The organism is Prevotella sp. P5-50, from assembly GCF_002251295.1.
Lineage (GTDB): Bacteria > Bacteroidota > Bacteroidia > Bacteroidales > Bacteroidaceae > Prevotella.
Window position 1 is genome coordinate 1 of record NZ_NPJA01000015.1, and the last position, 18,298, is coordinate 18,298.

An 18,298-nucleotide genomic window follows, 5' to 3' on the forward strand; every position below is an offset into this window, starting at 1 on the left:
CGTATATAGGACAAGAATCTGTGGCGGACTTGACATTTTTTCTCTCAAACACTGCCCGATTCGGGGAAATGACATTAGGTTTTTTATCCCGACTGGCTTATAATTCGGGGGTTTTATGTAAATTTGCATCATGTTAAGGTTTAAATAATAGCATTCACTGCTGTCCGGTTAAAATCTGGGGCATTTAGTTTAACTTATTGATAATTAATTAAATAAAGCGTTCTTTGAATTTTTGGATTAAATTTTGTACCTTAGCAATTAGGCCTCTAGTGGCTGTATATTGCTATAATGAGTACGAAAAAAACCATCTTTTCACAGATCATGTCTCTGGTTTCACGTTATGAATTCCAGAAATGTGTTAATCGCTACAAGGGTGACTGGCGAACCAGATCGTTTACTTGCTTTGATCAATTCAAGGTCATGAGCTTTGCTCAGTTTACAGACAGGTCAGGTCTGAGAGACATCGAGATGACACTTGGGCTCTGTGGAAATGATCTCTATCATGCAGGTTTTTGCTCTGTTCCGAAATCCACATTGGCAGAAGCCAACGAGAAAAGGAACTGGATGATATACAGGGACTTCGCGCAAACCCTTATAAAGGAAGCGAAGATGCTGTATCGCGATGACTACTTCCGTCTTGGCCTTAAAGAAATGGTCTATGCTTTAGACAGTACCACCATCCGACTATGCCTGGAATTATCCCCATGGGCAGAGTTTCATCACGGAGAGGGCGCCGTAAAGATGCATACCTTGATTGATTTGAGAGGAAGCATCCCGTCCTATATCATAATGACAAACGGACTGGTGCACGATTCCAAGGTTATGCCGATGATACCTGTTGAAGCATGTGCCTTCTATCTTATGGACAAGGGCTATGTATTCTTTAAGCAGCTTTATGAGTGTTTTCATCTCAAGGGAGCATTCTTCGTTACCAGAGCAAAAGACAACATGGTGTATGAAGTCGCAGAGGAACATGAGGTTGACAAATCAGCAGGACTCATCAGCGATCAAATAATCCGTCTGACGGGTAAGAATCCCTCGGTGGAGTATCCTGAGCCATTGCGTATGGTAGTATACGAGGACTACTCAACAGATAACGTCTACCGATTTCTTACGAACAACTTAACCATTGATTCTCTGAAAGTTGCAGAACTGTATAGAGAAAGATGGATGGTTGAACTATTCTTCAAATGGGTGAAGCAACACCTGCATATCAAGAAGTTCTATGGGACTACTGAGAATGCAGTCTATCTACAGCTTTGGATTGCCGTATGTGACTACCTGCTATTCATCATTGCGAAGAAGAAATTCCGCCTGCCTCAGTCGCTTCATGCAATCTCAAATGCTATTGGTCCGCTCCTATTCAAGCAAAGTGATATCCATTCCATATTCAATGTGACTAAAGATGATAATAATAACCGTTCGGACAACCTACCTATACAACTATCGTTGTGGTGAGATTTTAACCGGACACTAGTGAATAGCATTATGACTTTATTCGATCAGATTAGCGAGGACATCAAGTCCGCAATGAAGGCTCGCGACAAGGTTCGTTTGGAGACGCTCCGCAACATTAAGAAAGTGTTCCTTGAGGCAAAGACTGCTCCTGGAGCCAACGACTCATTGGCTGATGCTGATGCATTGAAGATTATCTCAAAACTTGCCAAGCAGGGCAAGGAGACTGCGGCAACCTACACACAAGCAGGACGCCAGGATTTAGCTGATGCTGAGTTGGCACAGGTAGAAGTGTTGGAGAGTTATCTGCCGAAACAACTTTCCCAAGAGGAAATTGAGGCAGAGGTGAAGAAGATTATTGCTGAAGTGGGAGCCACAAGCATGAAGGAGATGGGAAAGGTAATGGGCACAGCCAGCAAGCAGTTGGCAGGAAAGGCGGATGGCCGAGTCATTTCTGAGATTGTAAAGAAACTCTTGGCATAAACTTTGATTCTATGTCTGGAATTAGTGGCACAATAATGGCACAGAGCACTGTAACTCGTTGGTGCTCAGCACGTGCTTTAAACTTCAATGAGGACGAGTATTAAACACTGCTGGCACTCCCTGTCAGTTTAAACTGTTACATAGCGGTATGTGAATCTTGAGAAGGTTCCCATACCGCTGTTTTTTTGCGCGCGCACGCACACGCGACGTCGCAAAGATTCGGCCACTCGACCACCATTGCTTATAAGCAGTTATATCACAATGCTTTATATGGGTGGTCGAATATTTCTTGCTTACGTTTTCGACCACTCTTCGACCACATTGCCACCACTGTTGCACACATGAAACAGTCCAAGTACGATAATTGCTGTCTCTTCAAGTGCAGTCATTGGCGTTTGCCAGCACATTGTCCCATGTAGGAACAATAGTTTATATCTTGCATTTTCTTGTCGTGAGGTCAATACGCCAATACGTTCCAGAGGTCGCGTATGCGTGCTTCTGGATCCCATTTCTCTTTGAAAGTCCATAGTGCAGTGACTGCATGGAAAAGTGGTTTCTCTTCCGATTCCTCCAGATTATCGTTAAGCCATCCGCTGTTTCCTCCTTCGCGCGAGCAGTTATAATAGTATGTGCGTAGTCCCCAAGGACACGGATCGAGCACCTTGTCGCTGTAAGCATAGCAGATGTTGGTGTCGAGAATCTGTTTCGACAGTCTGCAGTTGAGCAGGAAAAACTGTGAATCGTGGTGGTATCTACCGAGTATGGTAGGCGATTTAGCATCGAAATACGAGTCTTTGATAACCAGTTTCTGGTCTTTCGAACCTCGTCCGTCGTGCCAGATGATGGCGCGGCTATCGCCCAAAAAGCGGCAACGGGTGGCGTAGCACCATCCTCTGGGGCATAGGAAATCCACACCGGGACATCTCAGATACAGGTCAGCGTGGTAGTACATGCCGTCAGTCTTTGCCCACAAAGCCAGTGCATCATTACCGTCCGCCCATACATTAGAGTTGATAACGATGGTTCTGGTGGCTCTTCCGAAGATAGCCATTTGGTGTGTAGTGGTGTTTTCTATTGTTGTTCCGTAGTTGTTATATACCGTCAGTCCGCTTATCACGCAGTCGTCAGCTCCCTCTTGAAGTACTATCACACCGTTGCCAGTAGGCTTTCCGTGATATTCCGGCATTTTATTGGTTTTAGCAGTTTCAGCCAAAACGATGATTGTGCTGTCGCGGTCTTCACCTACCAGTACGATGTTGGGTCGGTCGATTACCACCTTTTGGTGGTAAGTACCCTTGCGAATCAGAATCTTATAGGGTTTGGTAGGTTGCTGTGGCGCCTTCTCAATAGCCAGTTGAATGCTGTCTCCGGGATTGACAATGGCATCAAAATCTGCCATGTTCGCCTTTGGCTTTCTAAACCACTGTAGTAGTCCCGTCTCGTTTCCACCTTTGGTTTGCAGACTGATAGCCACCTTATGTTTGGGATCGTAGCGTTCTGCCCATTTGTTGTAATCTTCATAGAGTGACGAAGGACCTTCGGTGTACCAGGCATAACCATTGCGTCGTTCGCTACCAATCTGGTAGAGATGTCTTCTGGGCACACCATCTCTGTCGCAAACAAACGGTTCACCATATTCCAAATCATAGAAGCGAGCCCATATAGGATGTGCATTCTTGTCAGCCACCAGTTGTGTGTCGCGGTAGGGCGATCCCCATTTTCCGATGTGCGCCACCCTCATTCCCGTCAGTTTGTGGTCGTCAAACCATTTCATAGCGCCGTGGATAGCCGTCTTGACCTCGTCACTTGGATGATCCAGGCTCATCAGCAGACGCACCAGTCCGGCACTCTCCGAACTGCAGAACGAAGCCAACTCGAAGGCTCTTGCTTTTGCAGGCTCCAGCGTTTCCCTATCGTGTTGCTGACACCACACCGTAGGTTTACCGTCGCGTCTTATTTGTGTAGCGAGAATACAGTCGATACCTTTGTCGAAAGCCACTTTCATTTTCTTGCGCATCTCCTTTGTGATGAGTTTTCCTTGATAGGGCTCCTGCTGTTCCACCATGTCTTTCAGCATCAACATGGTGTGTTCCATGGCATGGTCGTTATAGGTGATATGAATCTGATAGTCGCGCATTACAGGCCAAAACTGCGGCCATCCGCCGTTGGGATACTGCCCGCTGAGCAGATAATTCACCCCTTTGCAGAACGCATCTTTATATCGTTCATCCTTCGTTTGTTGGTAGAGTCGTGCCAAGAAAATCATTTGTGTGGTCGTGGCATCATTGTCGGTAGTAGAGTCGTTGCGTCTTGATTTCTCCGCCATCACCTGTTCGCGTTCCTTGTCTGTCATGCGTTTCACCATGTCAATGTTCTTAGGCCATCCGCCTGTCACACGTTGGTAGAGTAGGAGTTGGTCGCCTATACGTCGTGCCTCCTCAGTGCGGAAGAACTGCGGATCAGTTTCCCTCAATACCTGTTTGTAGCCTTTTTGTGCTGTTGCTGCCATGACAAAAGCAAAACATAGTAGGATCATCATCTCGATGCGCTTATTGCGCAGATTGATTTTAGTAGTAGTTGTTATTCCCATACAATTTAGTAGTTTGTTTTTCTAATATAGTAATTGTGCCTACAAAGGTAGTGCAAACCTCTGAAATACAAAAGAAAAACACTTTTTTCTTTTGTATTTCCGAGGTGTCGCCTACCTGTGTCCTCATGTTCTCTTACGATTTTCTGTATCGTTACACAATATATCGTTAGAAAAGTCGTTATATTCTATGTGAAACGTTTACCGCTGATATGGATATTCTTGTTGGCATCACTGCGAGTGTTGGCACAGCAGGATGTGTCTTTTGCACATTATTGGGCAATGGAACCATCATTCAATCCTGCCGCCGTTGGCAAGGAGTCCAAGATCAATATAACGGGAGCCTATCAGTTGAGCATGGCAGGCTATGAACAGCATCCGCGTACGATGAATCTGGCAGCCGACATGCCTTTCCGACTGCTCAATATGACCCATGGCGTGGGCATACAGTTGTTGAACGATGAGATAGGACTCTTCACCCATAAGCGCATGGCGTTGCAGTATGCGTTGCAGTGCCGCTTGTTTGGAGGTCATCTGCGCTTCGGTTTGCAGGCAGGAGTATTGAGCGAGGGTTTCAAAGGCTCCGAACTTGATGCAGAAAACAGTAGCGATCCCGCGCTACCCACCGCCGATGTCAATGGTACAGCCTTCGATTTCAGTGGCGGACTCTATTATCTTCACCGCAACTGGTATGTCGGTGTCTCTGTTTTACACGCCACAGCCCCAGCGGTAGAGATGGGTAATCGCAGCTTGCTACAGGTCGATCGCATCTATTATCTTACTGCAGGCTACACTTTCCGATTGCGCAATCCCCATCTGGCGATATTGCCCAGCGTGCTTGCCTATACCGATGGCACCTCGCAGCGAGCTGATTTCACCGCCCGTTTGCGTTATACCAACGATGAAAAGATGCTCTATGGTGGAGTGGGCTATAGTCCCACCAACTCGGTAACAGCCATGATTGGCGGAAATTTCCACGGCGTACACATTGGTTACAGCTATGAGATGTACACCACAGGAACAGGCGTTGGCAATGGCAGCCACGAACTCTTCGTGGGCTATCAAACCAATATTGACATCGGACCGCGCCGCCGCAACCGCCATCAGAGTGTCCGCATCCTGTAACAGACAATAGACATATAACAACAGACCATAATAGATAAAAAACGATATGAATACACTACGACACATACCACACGTCAGACACACCATCCGCTGGTATCATCCCGCGTTGCTTCTACTCTTCGCAATGCTCGCTGCCAGTTGTCTTGGATCCAAAATCAGTTCGTCTCAAGGTGGCGAAGTGACTGGCCATAGTGGTCGCACCTTTGCCGAACCGACCCCTTACGGCATGACCCTTGTGAAGCGAGGCCATGTCAAAATGGGTATTGAGCAACAAGATTCGCTATGGGGCAGACGCACACCAGTGCGCGACATCTCGGTGGAGAGTTTCTGGATGGACGAGCGCGAGGTGACCAATTCTATGTATCGCCAGTTTGTCAGCTACGTCCGCGACTCTATTATCCGCGAGCGTTTAGCCGATCCAAACTATGGTGGCGATGAGACCTATAAGATAGAAGAAGACCGTTACGGCAATCCCGTCACTCCCCATCTCAATTGGAAAAAACCGTTGCCACGTCGTCCTAACGAGGACGAACAGCGTGCTTTCGAAAGCCTATATACCACCAATCCAGTGACGGGTGAGAAACTTATCGATTGGCGCCAACTCAATTATCGGTATGAAATATACGACTATGCCGAGGCAGCCAAGCGCAAATACCGCACCAATCCGCAAGAACGCGTGTTGAATACCGATTATCGTCCCAATCCCAATGAGCGCATCTGGATATCCAAAGATACGGCATATATCGACGATGAAGGTCGCATCGTGCGAGAAACCATCAACCGCGAATACACCGGTCCGTGGGATTTCCTCAATACCTATATTGTCAATGTCTATCCCGACACCACCTGTTGGGTCAACGATTTCCCCAATGCCGCCAATGAGAACTATATGCGGTTCTACTATTCGAGTGCCGCCTATAATGACTATCCTGTAGTTGGTGTCACTTGGGAACAGGCCAATGCCTTCTGTGCCTGGCGCACTGCCCATCTGTTGCGTGGTCTTGGCGAGGCAGCACGCTATGTGCAGCGCTATCGTCTGCCTACCGAAGCCGAGTGGGAATATGCAGCACGTGGTAAAAACCAGAATGAATTTCCATGGGACAATAAGGAAATGGCATCCGGTAACGGGTGCTATTATGCCAACTTCAAGCCCGACAACGGTAATTACACCAAAGACGGTAACCTCATTACCAGTCGCACAGGCATCTATAATGCCAATTCCAACGGACTTTACGATATGGCAGGCAACGTAGCCGAATGGACCAGCACCATCTATACCGAGGCAGGTGTTGAACAAATGAACGATATCAACCCCGACCTTCGCTACAATGCAGCACCCGAAGATCCCTACCGCATGAAGAAAAAGACCGTGAAAGGTGGCTCTTGGAAAGACCCCGAATCGATGGTCCGTTCCGCCTGGCGCACCTTTGAGTATCAGAATCAGCCACGCAGTTACATCGGTTTCCGCTGTGTGCGCAGTATGGCTAATACCAATAGCGGTAAAGTGAAAAACAAAAAATAAGCATATTCACCCTCAAAAACGAAACACCATGACAGAATATAGCAAGTTGAATATCATCTATAAACTACAGAAATGGATGGACAGCGTAGCCGGTCAAACCTTTCTGAACTATGCCTACAGTTGGGGTGCAGCCATAGTCATTTTAGGCACACTCTTTAAGTTGACCCACCTTCCCTATGCCAATATCTTTCTCTATTTAGGTATGGGAACCGAGGTCTTCGTATTTTTCCTGTCGGCTTTCGACCGTCCGTTCGACAAGACAGCCGATGGCATGGAACTGAAAACTCATAGCGATATGGCGGTTAACGAACCATCTTCTGTCTCCGCAACCACTGTGCCTTCATTGTCTGGCACCGCTTCGTCTTCTCCGTCTGGCGTCGCTTCGTCTTCCCCGTCGGGTAGCGTTTCTTCGTCTGGATTTATCTCTGTTTCGGGTGATATCAACATTCCACAATGGCATGCGCCACAGATTCCAGAAGGTCTCGACGAGCAGATAGCCGGTTATACCGCCGAGTTGGAGAATCTCAACCGCACGTTGACCAGCATCAGCCGCGTCTATGAAATGCAGCTCAAGAGTGCCAGTACGCAGATCGGAACAATAGACAGTATCAACGAACAGACGCGCCACATGGCCACTCAGATAGCCGAACTCAACCGCATCTATGCCCGCATGATCGAGGCCATGTCCGTTCAAAACAAGATGGAATAGCCCATTCAAATCCCAATAATTCCGTATTATGGCAATCAAGAAACGTCCATTATCGCCCCGTCAGAAGATGATCAATCTGATGTATGTCATCCTCATGGCGATGCTGGCGCTTAATGTATCGACCGAAGTGCTTGAAGGTTTTTCGGTAGTAGAAGATAGTTTGCGCCGCACAGCGCAGACCGCTACCGATGAAAACCGCACCCTTTATGCCGATTTTGAAGCACAGATGAAGCGCAATCCGCAGAAGGTTCGCCAGTGGTTTGAGTGTGCACAGCAGGTACGCCAAATGAGTGATTCGCTCTATCTGTTGGCTGATGAGTTGAAACAAGCCATTGTCTGCGAGGCCGATGGCCCCGACGGCGATGTGCTAAACATCCGCAAGAAGGAAGACCTCGACGCAGCTTCAACGGTGATGCTCACTGTGGGTAGTGGTCGTGGCGAAGCCCTTCGCCAGGCGATAGTGCGCTATCGCGAGTATATACTGACGCTTCTTCCCGACAGTGCCCAGCAGCGCATGGTGGCTCAAAGCCTATCCACCGAACCCTCTGCCGAGGCTCGTGCCGTAGGCAAAAACTGGCAGGAATATATGTTCGACCACATGCCTGTGTCTGCTGCCGTCACTATGCTGACCAAATTGCAAAACGATGTGCGCCATGCCGAAGGTGAGGTTTTACACCGTCTGATGGCCAATGTCGATATGAAAGACCTGCGTGTGAATAGCGTCAGTGCATTGGTCATTCCCGAATCACAAACTGTAGTGCGAGGCGAACGCTTTTCTGCCCGCATCGTGATGGCAGCAGTAGATACCACTCAGAATCCTCAGATTTTCATCGGCGGTCGTCCCGTTCAGTTGCCCGGCGGCCGTTATGAGGCACTCACCACCCGTGCTGGCGACTTCACCCTGTCGGGTTTTATCCAGATGCCCAACGGTCGTGGCGATATGGTGCGCCGTGAGTTTAGTCAAAAATACACGGTGGTAGAACCCTCCGCCACCGTTTCCGCCTCGTTGATGAATGTACTTTATGCCGGTTACAACAATCCGTTGAGCATCTCCGTGCCGGGTGTTCCCGTCACCAAGATACAGGCATCGATGACAGGCGGCACCTTGCAGCCCGTCGGTCCGGGTCGCTATATTGCCCGGCCCACTACTCCTGGCAGTGAAGTGGCTATCACCGTCACCTCCACCAACAGTGGTCGTGCGCAACAGATGGGGCGCTTCGCCTTCCGTGTGCGTCGTTTGCCCGACCCCACACCTTATATTAATATAGCTGCCGAAGGTGGTGGCAGAAGTCGTTACCATGGTGGTGCGCTGTCGAAAGCCCAACTCGTAGGCACCGACGGTATAGGCGCAGCCATCGACGATGGTATTCTCGATGTGCCCTTCCGCGTACAGAGTTTTGAAACCGTCTTCTTCGACAATATGGGTAATGCCGTTCCTGTGGCAAGCCAAGGCGCACATTTCTCTGCTCGCCAGAAGGATGTGATACGCCGTTTGCAGCGCAACCGTCGCTTCTATGTATCGCGTGTGACCGCCGTAGGTCCCGATGGAATCGCCCGAAAATTAAACACTTCGATGGAAATTATCGTGAAATAATACATCAATAAACTACCTCCACGACTATGAAGAGAATCCTCCTGATAACCGCTCTCGCCACGGTGTTGACGATTACCGCCACCACTTCAGTGGCACAACCCAAGGCGCGTCGCCAGCAAACCACAGCCACTCCGCAGCAACAAGGCATCAGTCAACGCGCCCGTCTGATGTATCCCACATCGCTCGATATGCCTGAAGATGTGGTGTGGCGTCGTGACCTTTATCGCGAAATCCACCTCGACACCGATGCCAACTCCGGTCTGTATTACCCCGTGGAACCCATCGACCGCCAGTTGAACCTCTTTACCTATATCTTCAAATTGGCACTCAACGGTTATATTCCCATTTACGAATACCGATTAGATGGGCAGGAATCGTTCAGCGACTCCTCGCGCGTGGCTATCAAAACCGTGCTCGACGACCAGCAGATCTATTATGAAAAGAAAAACAATCGCTTGCATGTGGATAATAGCGACATTCCTTCTGCCGATGTCAAACTCTACTATCTGAAGGAAAGTGCCTACTACGACCAGACCAATGCACAGTTTCGTCGCAAGGTCATCGCCCTCTGTCCTGTCATTGTGCTCGACGACGAGTTTGGCGGAATGCCATCCAAGCGTCCTTTGTTCTGGGTGCGTTATGCCGATTTGGAACCCTTCCTCAACCGCCAGACGGTAACAGCATCGTCGGTGAACGATGCTGCCACCATGACGCTCGAAGACTATTTCACCCTCCATTGCTATCAGGGACCCATCTATAAGACCGGTCAGCGACAAGGTAAACGCATGCCGCAGTTTGGCGACACAGCCGATGCCGACCAGCAACAGCAGGCAGCTTTGCGTCAGGCGAAACAGATAGACGAGGAATTGGCAGCCTTCGAACGCCGCGTGTTTGGTCATACGCCACAGCGCGACTCTATAGAAGCAGCCAACAAGAAAGCATTGGAACAGGGTGAAACAGTAAAAAGCAAGAAGTCAAAAACCGTAAGAAGTCGCCGCGTGCGCACGGTGAAAAGCAAGGCAGCACCCCGCAGTTCCTCCTCGTCGGCAGGTTCGCGCCAACCCCGTGTGACGGTACGTCGCCAGCGTCATTGACCCACATGATGCAGCAAAAATGATGAAAAACCGACAAAAATGTTGTCTTTCTCAGATATAATGCGTATCTTTGTTGCGCAATTCATAAATTAAAGTAGATATGAAAAAGTTGTTTACCTTGATTGCTCTCGCCTGCATGGCATGGGCAATGCCTGCACAGGCACAGGTTGATTTCGGTGTGAAAGCAGGTCTTAACCTTACCAATTTTTCGATTAACGACAGTAAAGTTCTTGCCGCAGAAAACAAGACAGGCTTCTTTGCCGGTGTTACTGCCAAGGTAACCCTGCCGGTTGTAGGTCTCGGCGTTGATGGATCTGTGCTCTACGACCAGCGTGAAGCTAAGTTGAAAGGACCGGGCACAACCCTGAAACAGCAGTCAATCCAGATTCCTGTCAACCTGCGTTATGGCGTTGGACTTGGTGATATTGCCAATATCTTCGCTTATGCCGGACCTCAGTTTGGTTTCAACATCGGTGGAAAGAACGATTCATTCGATGAAAGACTTGATAACGTCAACAACTGGCGCTTTAAGGACAGCAACCTCAGTGGTAATGTCGGTGTAGGTGTTACCCTGTTGAAACACCTGCAAGCCTCAGTCAACTATAACTTTGCCATCGGTAAAACCGGTGATTTTGATTCTGTAGGTGATGCCATCGACAGTATGGACAAGAAAACTGTCAAAGCCAAAGCCAATGCTTGGCAGGTATCGCTGGCATACTTCTTCTAAGCAAACTGCAACAACCAAAATAGTTCGGGCGGTCTTTCGAGACCGTCTTTTTCTGTTTCTGATCCCATCCATGAACCACTCTACGAGACAGCTTCTTGTGGCCAGCCGACATCGTGGAAGAACTGTCCGAAACAACCACTCGCTTGCTCTGCCTCCAACATTTTTCTCTTTTCTATCTATTATTTCCGGTCGGGGAGTATATGCGTTTGCGTTTTTTTCATTATCTTTGACCCAAGGTCTTAGGTAGGCTGCACCTCGGGAATGAAAAGAAAAACTCGTTTTCCTTTTGCATTTCGCTCGGTTTGCACTACCTTTGCAGAGATGATGACCTATGCTGATATCATTCTGCCCGTGCCTTTGCACGCCACATTCACCTACTCCGTGCCCGAAGGCATGTGTGTAGGCGAGGGAATGCGTGTGCTCGTTTCGTTCGGTCGCAATAAGAAATATGTGGGCATAGTCGATCGTTTACATCACGACAAACCCGAACACTATGAGGTGAAACCGTTGCTTCAGGTGATGGATCCTATCCCCATCGTCAATCCGTCGCAGTTGAAGCTGTGGCACTGGATAGCCGATTACTATCTGTCGCCCATCGGCGATGTGTATAAGGCAGCCATGCCTGCCGGCTTGAAAGCCGAGGAAGGCTATAAACCCAAGACCGAAACCTATATTCGACTTACGCCAGCCTACCGCAACGAGGCTTCTATCCATGTGGCCATCAATATGCTGACGCGTGCACAGAAGCAGTTGGAGGCCTTCAATACCTATCTATTTCTCTCCCATTGGGATGAGGTTGCCCAGTCAACGCCTATTGCAGAGGTGACGCGCGAAGAACTTATGAACAGCAGTCATGCCACTTCAGCCATCATCAGCCAGTTGGAAAAACGAGGCATGCTTGAGACCTACGAGGTGGAAGTGGGGCGCTTAAACCATGGCGGTGACTATCACCCCGAACTCATCCCGCCGCTATCCGAAGCGCAGACCACTGCCTACAACAGTCTTTTGATGCAGATGATGGGCCATCCCGTCACGTTGCTACATGGTGTGACAGGTAGTGGCAAGACCGAAATCTATATTCACCTCATCCGCCGAGCCCTCGAACACAAGCAACAGGTGTTATATCTCTTGCCCGAAATAGCATTGACGGTGCAGATGATGCAACGCCTGCAACGCGTGTTTGGCGACCGCCTGGGCATCTACCACTCCAAATATTCGGATGCTGAGCGCGTGGAAATCTGGCAGAAGCAACTCTCATCACATCCCTACGACATCATTCTCGGTGCCCGCTCGGCAGTGCTCTTACCTTTTCAGAAACTGGGTTTGGTCATTGTCGATGAGGAACATGAAAACTCTTACAAGCAGCAAGACCCTGCTCCCCGATACCATGCGCGATCGGCAGCCATCGTCTTGGCACACATGACCGGTGCCAAAACCGTGTTGGGCACCGCCACTCCATCCATGGAAACCTACTACAATACGCAGACCGGCAAGTATGGGCTCGTTTCGCTGACTCAACGTTTTCAGGGCATGCAACTGCCGCGTATCGAAGTGGTCGATGTGGCACGGCTGCAACATCGCAAGGAGATGAAAGGGCCGTTCTCGCCACTTTTGCTCACCAGCATGCGTGAAGCGCTGCAACAAGGAGAGCAGGTCATACTCTTTCAAAATCGCCGTGGCTTCGCGCCGATGGTGGAGTGTCATCAGTGCGGATGGGTGCCGAGGTGTCAGCATTGTGATGTTTCGCTCACGTTGCACCGCCAAACCAACCAGCTGACCTGTCACTATTGTGGCTATACGTATCAGATACCTGATAGATGTCCGTGTTGCGAGTCGAAAGATCTGCGTTCGCGTGGTTTCGGAACCGAGAAGATAGAAGAGCAGATACGCGACCTTTTCCCCGAAGCACGCATTGCACGCATGGATCTTGATACCACCCGAACGCGCAATGCCTACGAGCGTATCATCAGCGATTTCGGTGCCGGGCGCACCAACATCCTTATCGGTACGCAGATGGTGACCAAGGGACTCGACTTCGACAAGGTGAGCGTGGTGGGCATATTAAATGCCGATTCCATGCTCAACTATCCCGATTTCCGTGCTTACGAACAAGCCTTTATGATGATGTCGCAAGTGGCAGGACGTGCAGGCAGAAAAGGTCATCAGGGGCTGGTCATACTACAAACGAAGAATACCGAAGTGCCTGTCATCGGACAAGTGGTGGCACATAACTACACAGCGCTCTACCATGACCTTGTGGAAGAGCGCCAGCTCTTCCGCTATCCGCCGTTCACTCATCTGGTCTATGTATTTCTGAAGCATCGCTACGATGCCACGGTAGAGACTGCCGCTATAGAGATGGGGTCGCGGTTGCGTCAGTTGTTTGGCGCCAGAGTGCTTGGTCCCGATAAACCCGCAGTGGCAAAAGTGAAGTCGCAGAATATCCGCAAACTCGTTTTGAAACTCGAACTGGGTATTGATCTGCCTCGTGTGCGCCAATGTTTGTTGCAGGTGCAACAGCAAATGATGGGCGACAAGCGCTATTCATCGCTTGTCATCTACTACGATGTCGATCCGCAATAGGATGTAAAGATCGTTGTTGCACTTTCCAAACCATGATTTCAACCGTCAGAAACCTATGGCAATGCCGTCCTCAAATTTGGTTTATGCCACGCAAAAACCATTCATTTTGCAATGCTTTCGATGTTACAGTAATTCCCTGATAATAAGCTGTTTGAAGCCTGTGTAACTTACATAGCTCTGCAAATTCATTGAGTTTGCAGACCAAATTCATTGAGTTTGCTCAGCAATTTCATTGAATTTGCTGACCAATTTCAATTGAATTGCTGAGGAAAACAAATTGAATTGCTGAGGAAAACAAATTGAATTGCTGAGGAAAACAAATTGATTTGCTGAGGGAAGTATGTTGGGTAGGGATGTGATGTAACGAAAAAAACAAAGCCGTGGAGAAGATTCTCCGCGGCTTTGTTGCGTAAGTATGACAGTCGCGAACGACTTGCTTGTTATGAATGGTATTAGAAATCGATGTCGAGACCCAGCGCAAACACATTGTTGTTGCGGGTGAAATCGCTGCTGTAGCTGAGGCTCTTGTCAGCGGTGAGCTGCACTTTCTCCTCCACCTTCTTATGCTGATAGAAGGTGTGGAAGTAAGCCACGTTGAGATGCATCTTGTCGGTGAGGTGAACCACAGCACCGCCAGCTACTGAGTTGGAACTAACTACGAATGAACGGTCCTCCATATATTCGTCGGAAATGCCGTAGTTGGTGTTCTGCCATCCAGCACTTACGGTGAGTTTCTTGCATACATCATATTCTGCACCGGCATTCCATTCGAGTGTTCCGCGCTTCAACAGTTTCTGACGGTCGTTGTATGAAGTGGCATGCTTATCGTCAAACCAGTGGAAACCTACGTTGATGCGGAGTGCATCGATGGGTTTGTAGCCAGCACCGATAGTCAGATAGGCAGGAATATCACCGGCAATTTTCTTGCCATCCTCATATTCTCCGATGGCTGCATCCAGTTTCTGGTCGAACTGTGATTTAAGCTGACCCATGGCAGCGGTAACGTGTTCGTTGCCAAGGATAGCGTCAGCAGCAGCTTCGGGAACACCAGCCTGGATATAAGCAGTTCTCAGATTGTCTGCCAAGTTACCGATACTTGGGGCATAGTTGACAGCCTTGTTCTTCAAGCGCATACGAGTCTTGAACTCATACTTTGCAGCGAAGTTCCACTTGCCGGTTTTGTAATCCACAGCAAGGATAGGGGTGAAGCCCAGTCCGCTCTGGTCACAGCTCAGTTCGATATTGGCTGCGTTGGGCTTTGAAGGGTCGAGCACCTGGTAGAGTGGCATTGCGCCAACCTTGATGTCGCGCACATAGCCATAATAGTTACAGGTGGCATATACGCCGCGCACACCGGCAAAGGCGCTGAAGTTGTCGCTTACACGGTATGCAGCACCTACAGAGAGACCGAAATAATACTGGCGACCGTGCATATAGCTGTCGTAGCTGTATTTGCCATCGGTTCCGAAAGCAGCGTCAGAACTGAAAAAACGGCTGGGAATGGGCAGACCCATGGCTTGTCCTACAGCAGCACCCACCTGGTCGATACCGCCTGCCAACTGGCAAGCACCCATGGCTGTCTCGGCTACAATCTTCTCAAACGAACCCAGTCCGTTGTCGAAAGTACATTTACCGCCGCCACCAGTCAGTGCAAAGTTGGCTTGCAACGACCAACGGTTCTTGTTGTAAGCATACTGAAATGATGGGATGACTGGAGCTAAAGCCTTACCTTTGAAAGTGCGTGGGGTAATGGCATTGTTCACATTATTAGTGAAAAGCATATAATCGTTCTCAATGTGACGGGTCTGATAAGCCAACTGCCAGTTGATGGCGAGGTGGTGTCCGTCGGCCATGAATGCCACGCCGGCAGGATTGTAATATACTCCGTCGATACCGATGGATGCCTCACGGCTCATCATTCGGTTAAAGGCAGCGTGCTGGTTGGTATTGGTCAGCAGACCTCCAGCATACGCACAAATAGTTGTCATCATGAAAACAACACAGGTAATAAAACTCTTTTTCATTCCTTTGAATTAAACAAAATTATCTTAAAATTGGTTGCAAAGGTAGTTGTATTGTTCTGATTTTCCGTAAATGTCACAAGGATATTAAGGTTTGTTAACTAAAATTTGTACTAAACATGCACAAAAAGGCGCGTTTGTGCAGTATTTTCTTGCACAAACACGCCCTTTGGTGTGCAATATTTCGGGTGCGTTTATTCCTTTTTCGCCTCTTTCTTTTCCGTAGGATAGTTGATACGGGTGTGATATACCGTCTTTAGCTTTTCGATGAGTATGGTTTTAGCATACTGTATATCTCTGAAGGTGATAGGACATTCGCGGAAGTATCCTTCGCTTATTTGCGAGTCGATAATGCGGTTCACCAAGTCGCGAATGTTTTGTTCGGTATAGTCGGAGAGCGACCGTGAAGCCGCCTCTACCGAGTCAGCCATCATCAATATGGCTTGTTCGCGAGTGAAGGGATTGGGACCGGGATAGGTGAAGAGCAGGTCGTCAACATCCTCGTTGGGGTGTTCGTTCTTGTATCTGATGTAGAAGAACTTGGCTTTTCCCTGTCCGTGGTGGGTCGATATGAAGTCGCGAATGGGTTTAGGCAGGTTGTAGCGGTCTGCCATTTTCTGTCCTTCGGTTACGTGGCTGATGATAATCTGTGCGCTCTTGATGTCGTCGATCATGTCGTGGGGATCCACACCCGTCTGGTTTTCGGTAAAATAGATAGGGTTCGACAACTTACCTATGTCATGATATAGCGCGCCCGTGCGCACGAGTGTGGCGTTGGCGCCTATCTTGTTGGCAATCTCTCCAGCAAGGTTTGCCACTTGGATAGAGTGGTTAAAGGTGCCGGGAGCTATCTCACTCATGCGGCGCAAGAGGTCGTTGTTGGAATTGGAGAGTTCGATCAGGGTGATGTCGCTGGTGAATCCGAAGAGTTTCTCTACCAGATAGAGTAGCGGATAAGCGAAGAGCAGGGTCACACCGTTTACCATCAGATAGTTGTACGAACTATAGTCTATCTGTGTCAGCGAACTGTTGCGCATCCAGTCGAATGCCAGATTGGTAATCATGGCGGCAGCGGTGGCAATGATGGCTGTCTTGAAAAGCTGGGAACGCTGTGTCATTTCGCGAAGCGAACAGATGGCAGTAAGACCGGCAACCGACTCTACCACGATAAATTCGAAGGGGTGGGCGAGCATGATGGCACAGATGAGTACCATGGTTATGTGTGCCATAAATGCCGTTCGCGAGTCGAGGAACACACGGATAAAGATGGGCACCATGGCATACGGCAACAGATAGACGTGGATGAACGTGTTGCGTACAAAGATTGCTGTGAGCAGACAGAACACCACCGTCAATACGTAGAGCATGGCTATGCTACGCGGTTTCTCCAGATAGTCGCGCCGGAAAAGAAAGATATAGACCGTAAAGGTGATCATGAAGATAGCCACATACATGATCTGTCCGAGCAGTACCAACTGGTTTTGCGTGCTGTCTTGCTGCAACCGCTCGTTTTCTTTCATATACGATTCAATGATGCGGTAGGTCTTGTCGGTCACGATTTCGCCTCGGCCAATCACCTTCTGTCCCTTCTGCACCACACCGCTTGCCAGTGCAATGCTGGAGAGAATGTCGCTCTTGCTTGCTTCGCTGCGCTCGCGGTCAAAGTAAAGATTGTTGGTGATATAGTCGTTGAGGTCGCATTTCTGTAGGATGGGGCGCTGCAGGGCAAGGGGTTCTTCGCGGAAAAGCTGCTCATAGGCGGTCTTGGTGGAATAGACGCTTGCCACAGGAATACTTCCTGCCACCTTGCCGCTTACCACGCGAATCATGGCGGCAGTATCTGCGCGCAGTTCTGAATAATCGGCTGAAGGCATGATGCCCTGCTGGTATAGCTCGTGAAGGCACTTGACTATCATGTTGACATACTCAGGACCAAGGCCTGGAATACCGTCGGCAAAATCGGTGCGGAACTTGCGTATCATGCGACTCTCCGTCTCCTTGTCGTATTTGTAGTAGGGCTCATAGTCCTTCATCAAGCTGTCTTTCTCGGCATTGATGGCGGCTTCCGACTTATAAACGGGGAAATCGAAGGGGGCGGTGAAGTCGGCATATTTCCATGGTTTGCCCTGTTCGGCAAAGAAATAGTTGCGGCTGTCGCGGGGAATCGCCCACACAATCAACAGCACGGAAACGGTGATGAGTGCTGCGCAAATCATTAAGCTGCGCCAATAGTTATTTTCTTTCACGGGCAGAATAATTTTCGTTATTGATAATGAAGCTGTCTTCCGACTTTTTGGCAAAGTTACGATAAAAAACGGAAAGTATGTGGTTTTCAAGCAAAAAAACATGAATATATGAAAAAAAATGTGTACTTTTGCAAAGTATTAATCCGTTTCTA

At 48.9% G+C, this 18,298-nt stretch carries 12 protein-coding genes; 9 read left to right on the top strand and 3 right to left on the bottom strand.

The genetic code is table 11. The annotated features are described in order from the left end of the window. The first annotated feature begins 288 nt into the window (after positions 1-288). Positions 289-1,458, top strand: coding sequence for an IS4 family transposase (locus tag CIK88_RS02570; protein WP_094434356.1), 1,170 nt, complete (start codon positions 289-291; stop codon positions 1,456-1,458). A gap of 30 nt (positions 1,459-1,488) precedes the next feature. After that, positions 1,489-1,938 carry a GatB/YqeY domain-containing protein gene (locus CIK88_RS02575; protein ID WP_094391109.1) on the top strand — a complete coding sequence of 150 codons (450 nt, stop codon included), beginning with the start codon at positions 1,489-1,491 and terminating at the stop codon, positions 1,936-1,938. Between the two features lie 457 nt (positions 1,939-2,395). On the opposite strand, the gene pelA is transcribed toward CIK88_RS02575, so the two are convergent. Continuing rightward, positions 2,396-4,498 carry a pectate lyase gene (pelA, locus tag CIK88_RS02580; RefSeq protein WP_094391294.1) on the bottom strand — a complete coding sequence of 701 codons (2,103 nt, stop codon included), beginning with the start codon at positions 4,496-4,498 and terminating at the stop codon, positions 2,396-2,398. Between the two features lie 219 nt (positions 4,499-4,717). On the opposite strand from pelA, the gene CIK88_RS02585 reads away from it, so the two are divergent. The 7 genes from CIK88_RS02585 to priA all read left to right on the top strand — a co-directional run bounded on the left by CIK88_RS02585 (position 4,718) and on the right by priA (position 13,879). Beyond that, positions 4,718-5,650: a type IX secretion system membrane protein PorP/SprF gene (locus CIK88_RS02585; RefSeq protein ID WP_254046663.1), complete on the top strand. Its 933-nt coding sequence runs from the start codon at positions 4,718-4,720 to the stop codon at positions 5,648-5,650. Positions 5,651-5,774: 124 nt separating this feature from the next. Beyond that, positions 5,775-7,172, top strand: a complete 1,398-nt coding sequence (locus CIK88_RS02590) for an SUMF1/EgtB/PvdO family nonheme iron enzyme (protein WP_173815120.1) — start codon at positions 5,775-5,777, stop codon at positions 7,170-7,172. Positions 7,173-7,200: 28 nt separating this feature from the next. Further along, positions 7,201-7,881, top strand: a complete 681-nt coding sequence (gene gldL / locus CIK88_RS02595; RefSeq protein ID WP_094434358.1) for a gliding motility protein GldL — start codon at positions 7,201-7,203, stop codon at positions 7,879-7,881. Between the two features lie 28 nt (positions 7,882-7,909). After that, a complete protein-coding gene (gene gldM, locus CIK88_RS02600) occupies positions 7,910-9,475 on the top strand; it encodes a gliding motility protein GldM (RefSeq protein ID WP_094434360.1) in 1,566 nt (521 codons plus the stop codon). 26 nt (positions 9,476-9,501) lie between these two features. Beyond that, complete coding sequence (gene gldN, locus CIK88_RS02605; RefSeq protein WP_094391113.1) at positions 9,502-10,569, top strand: gliding motility protein GldN; 1,068 nt, start codon at positions 9,502-9,504, stop codon at positions 10,567-10,569. Positions 10,570-10,669: 100 nt separating this feature from the next. Further along, positions 10,670-11,296: a porin family protein gene (locus CIK88_RS02610; RefSeq protein ID WP_094391114.1), complete on the top strand. Its 627-nt coding sequence runs from the start codon at positions 10,670-10,672 to the stop codon at positions 11,294-11,296. Between the two features lie 324 nt (positions 11,297-11,620). Continuing rightward, a complete protein-coding gene (priA, locus tag CIK88_RS02615; protein ID WP_094434490.1) occupies positions 11,621-13,879 on the top strand; it encodes a primosomal protein N' in 2,259 nt (752 codons plus the stop codon). A 452-nt stretch (positions 13,880-14,331) separates the two neighbouring features. Here the strand turns inward: priA and CIK88_RS02620 are convergent, their stop codons facing one another. Continuing rightward, positions 14,332-15,870, bottom strand: coding sequence for an OmpP1/FadL family transporter (locus CIK88_RS02620; protein ID WP_254046832.1), 1,539 nt, complete (start codon positions 15,868-15,870; stop codon positions 14,332-14,334). Positions 15,871-16,094: 224 nt separating this feature from the next. Then, positions 16,095-18,146 (bottom strand): HD family phosphohydrolase, encoded by a 2,052-nt coding sequence (locus CIK88_RS02625; protein WP_371591481.1) that lies wholly within the window; start codon positions 18,144-18,146, stop codon positions 16,095-16,097. Positions 18,147-18,298 lie beyond the last annotated feature (152 nt).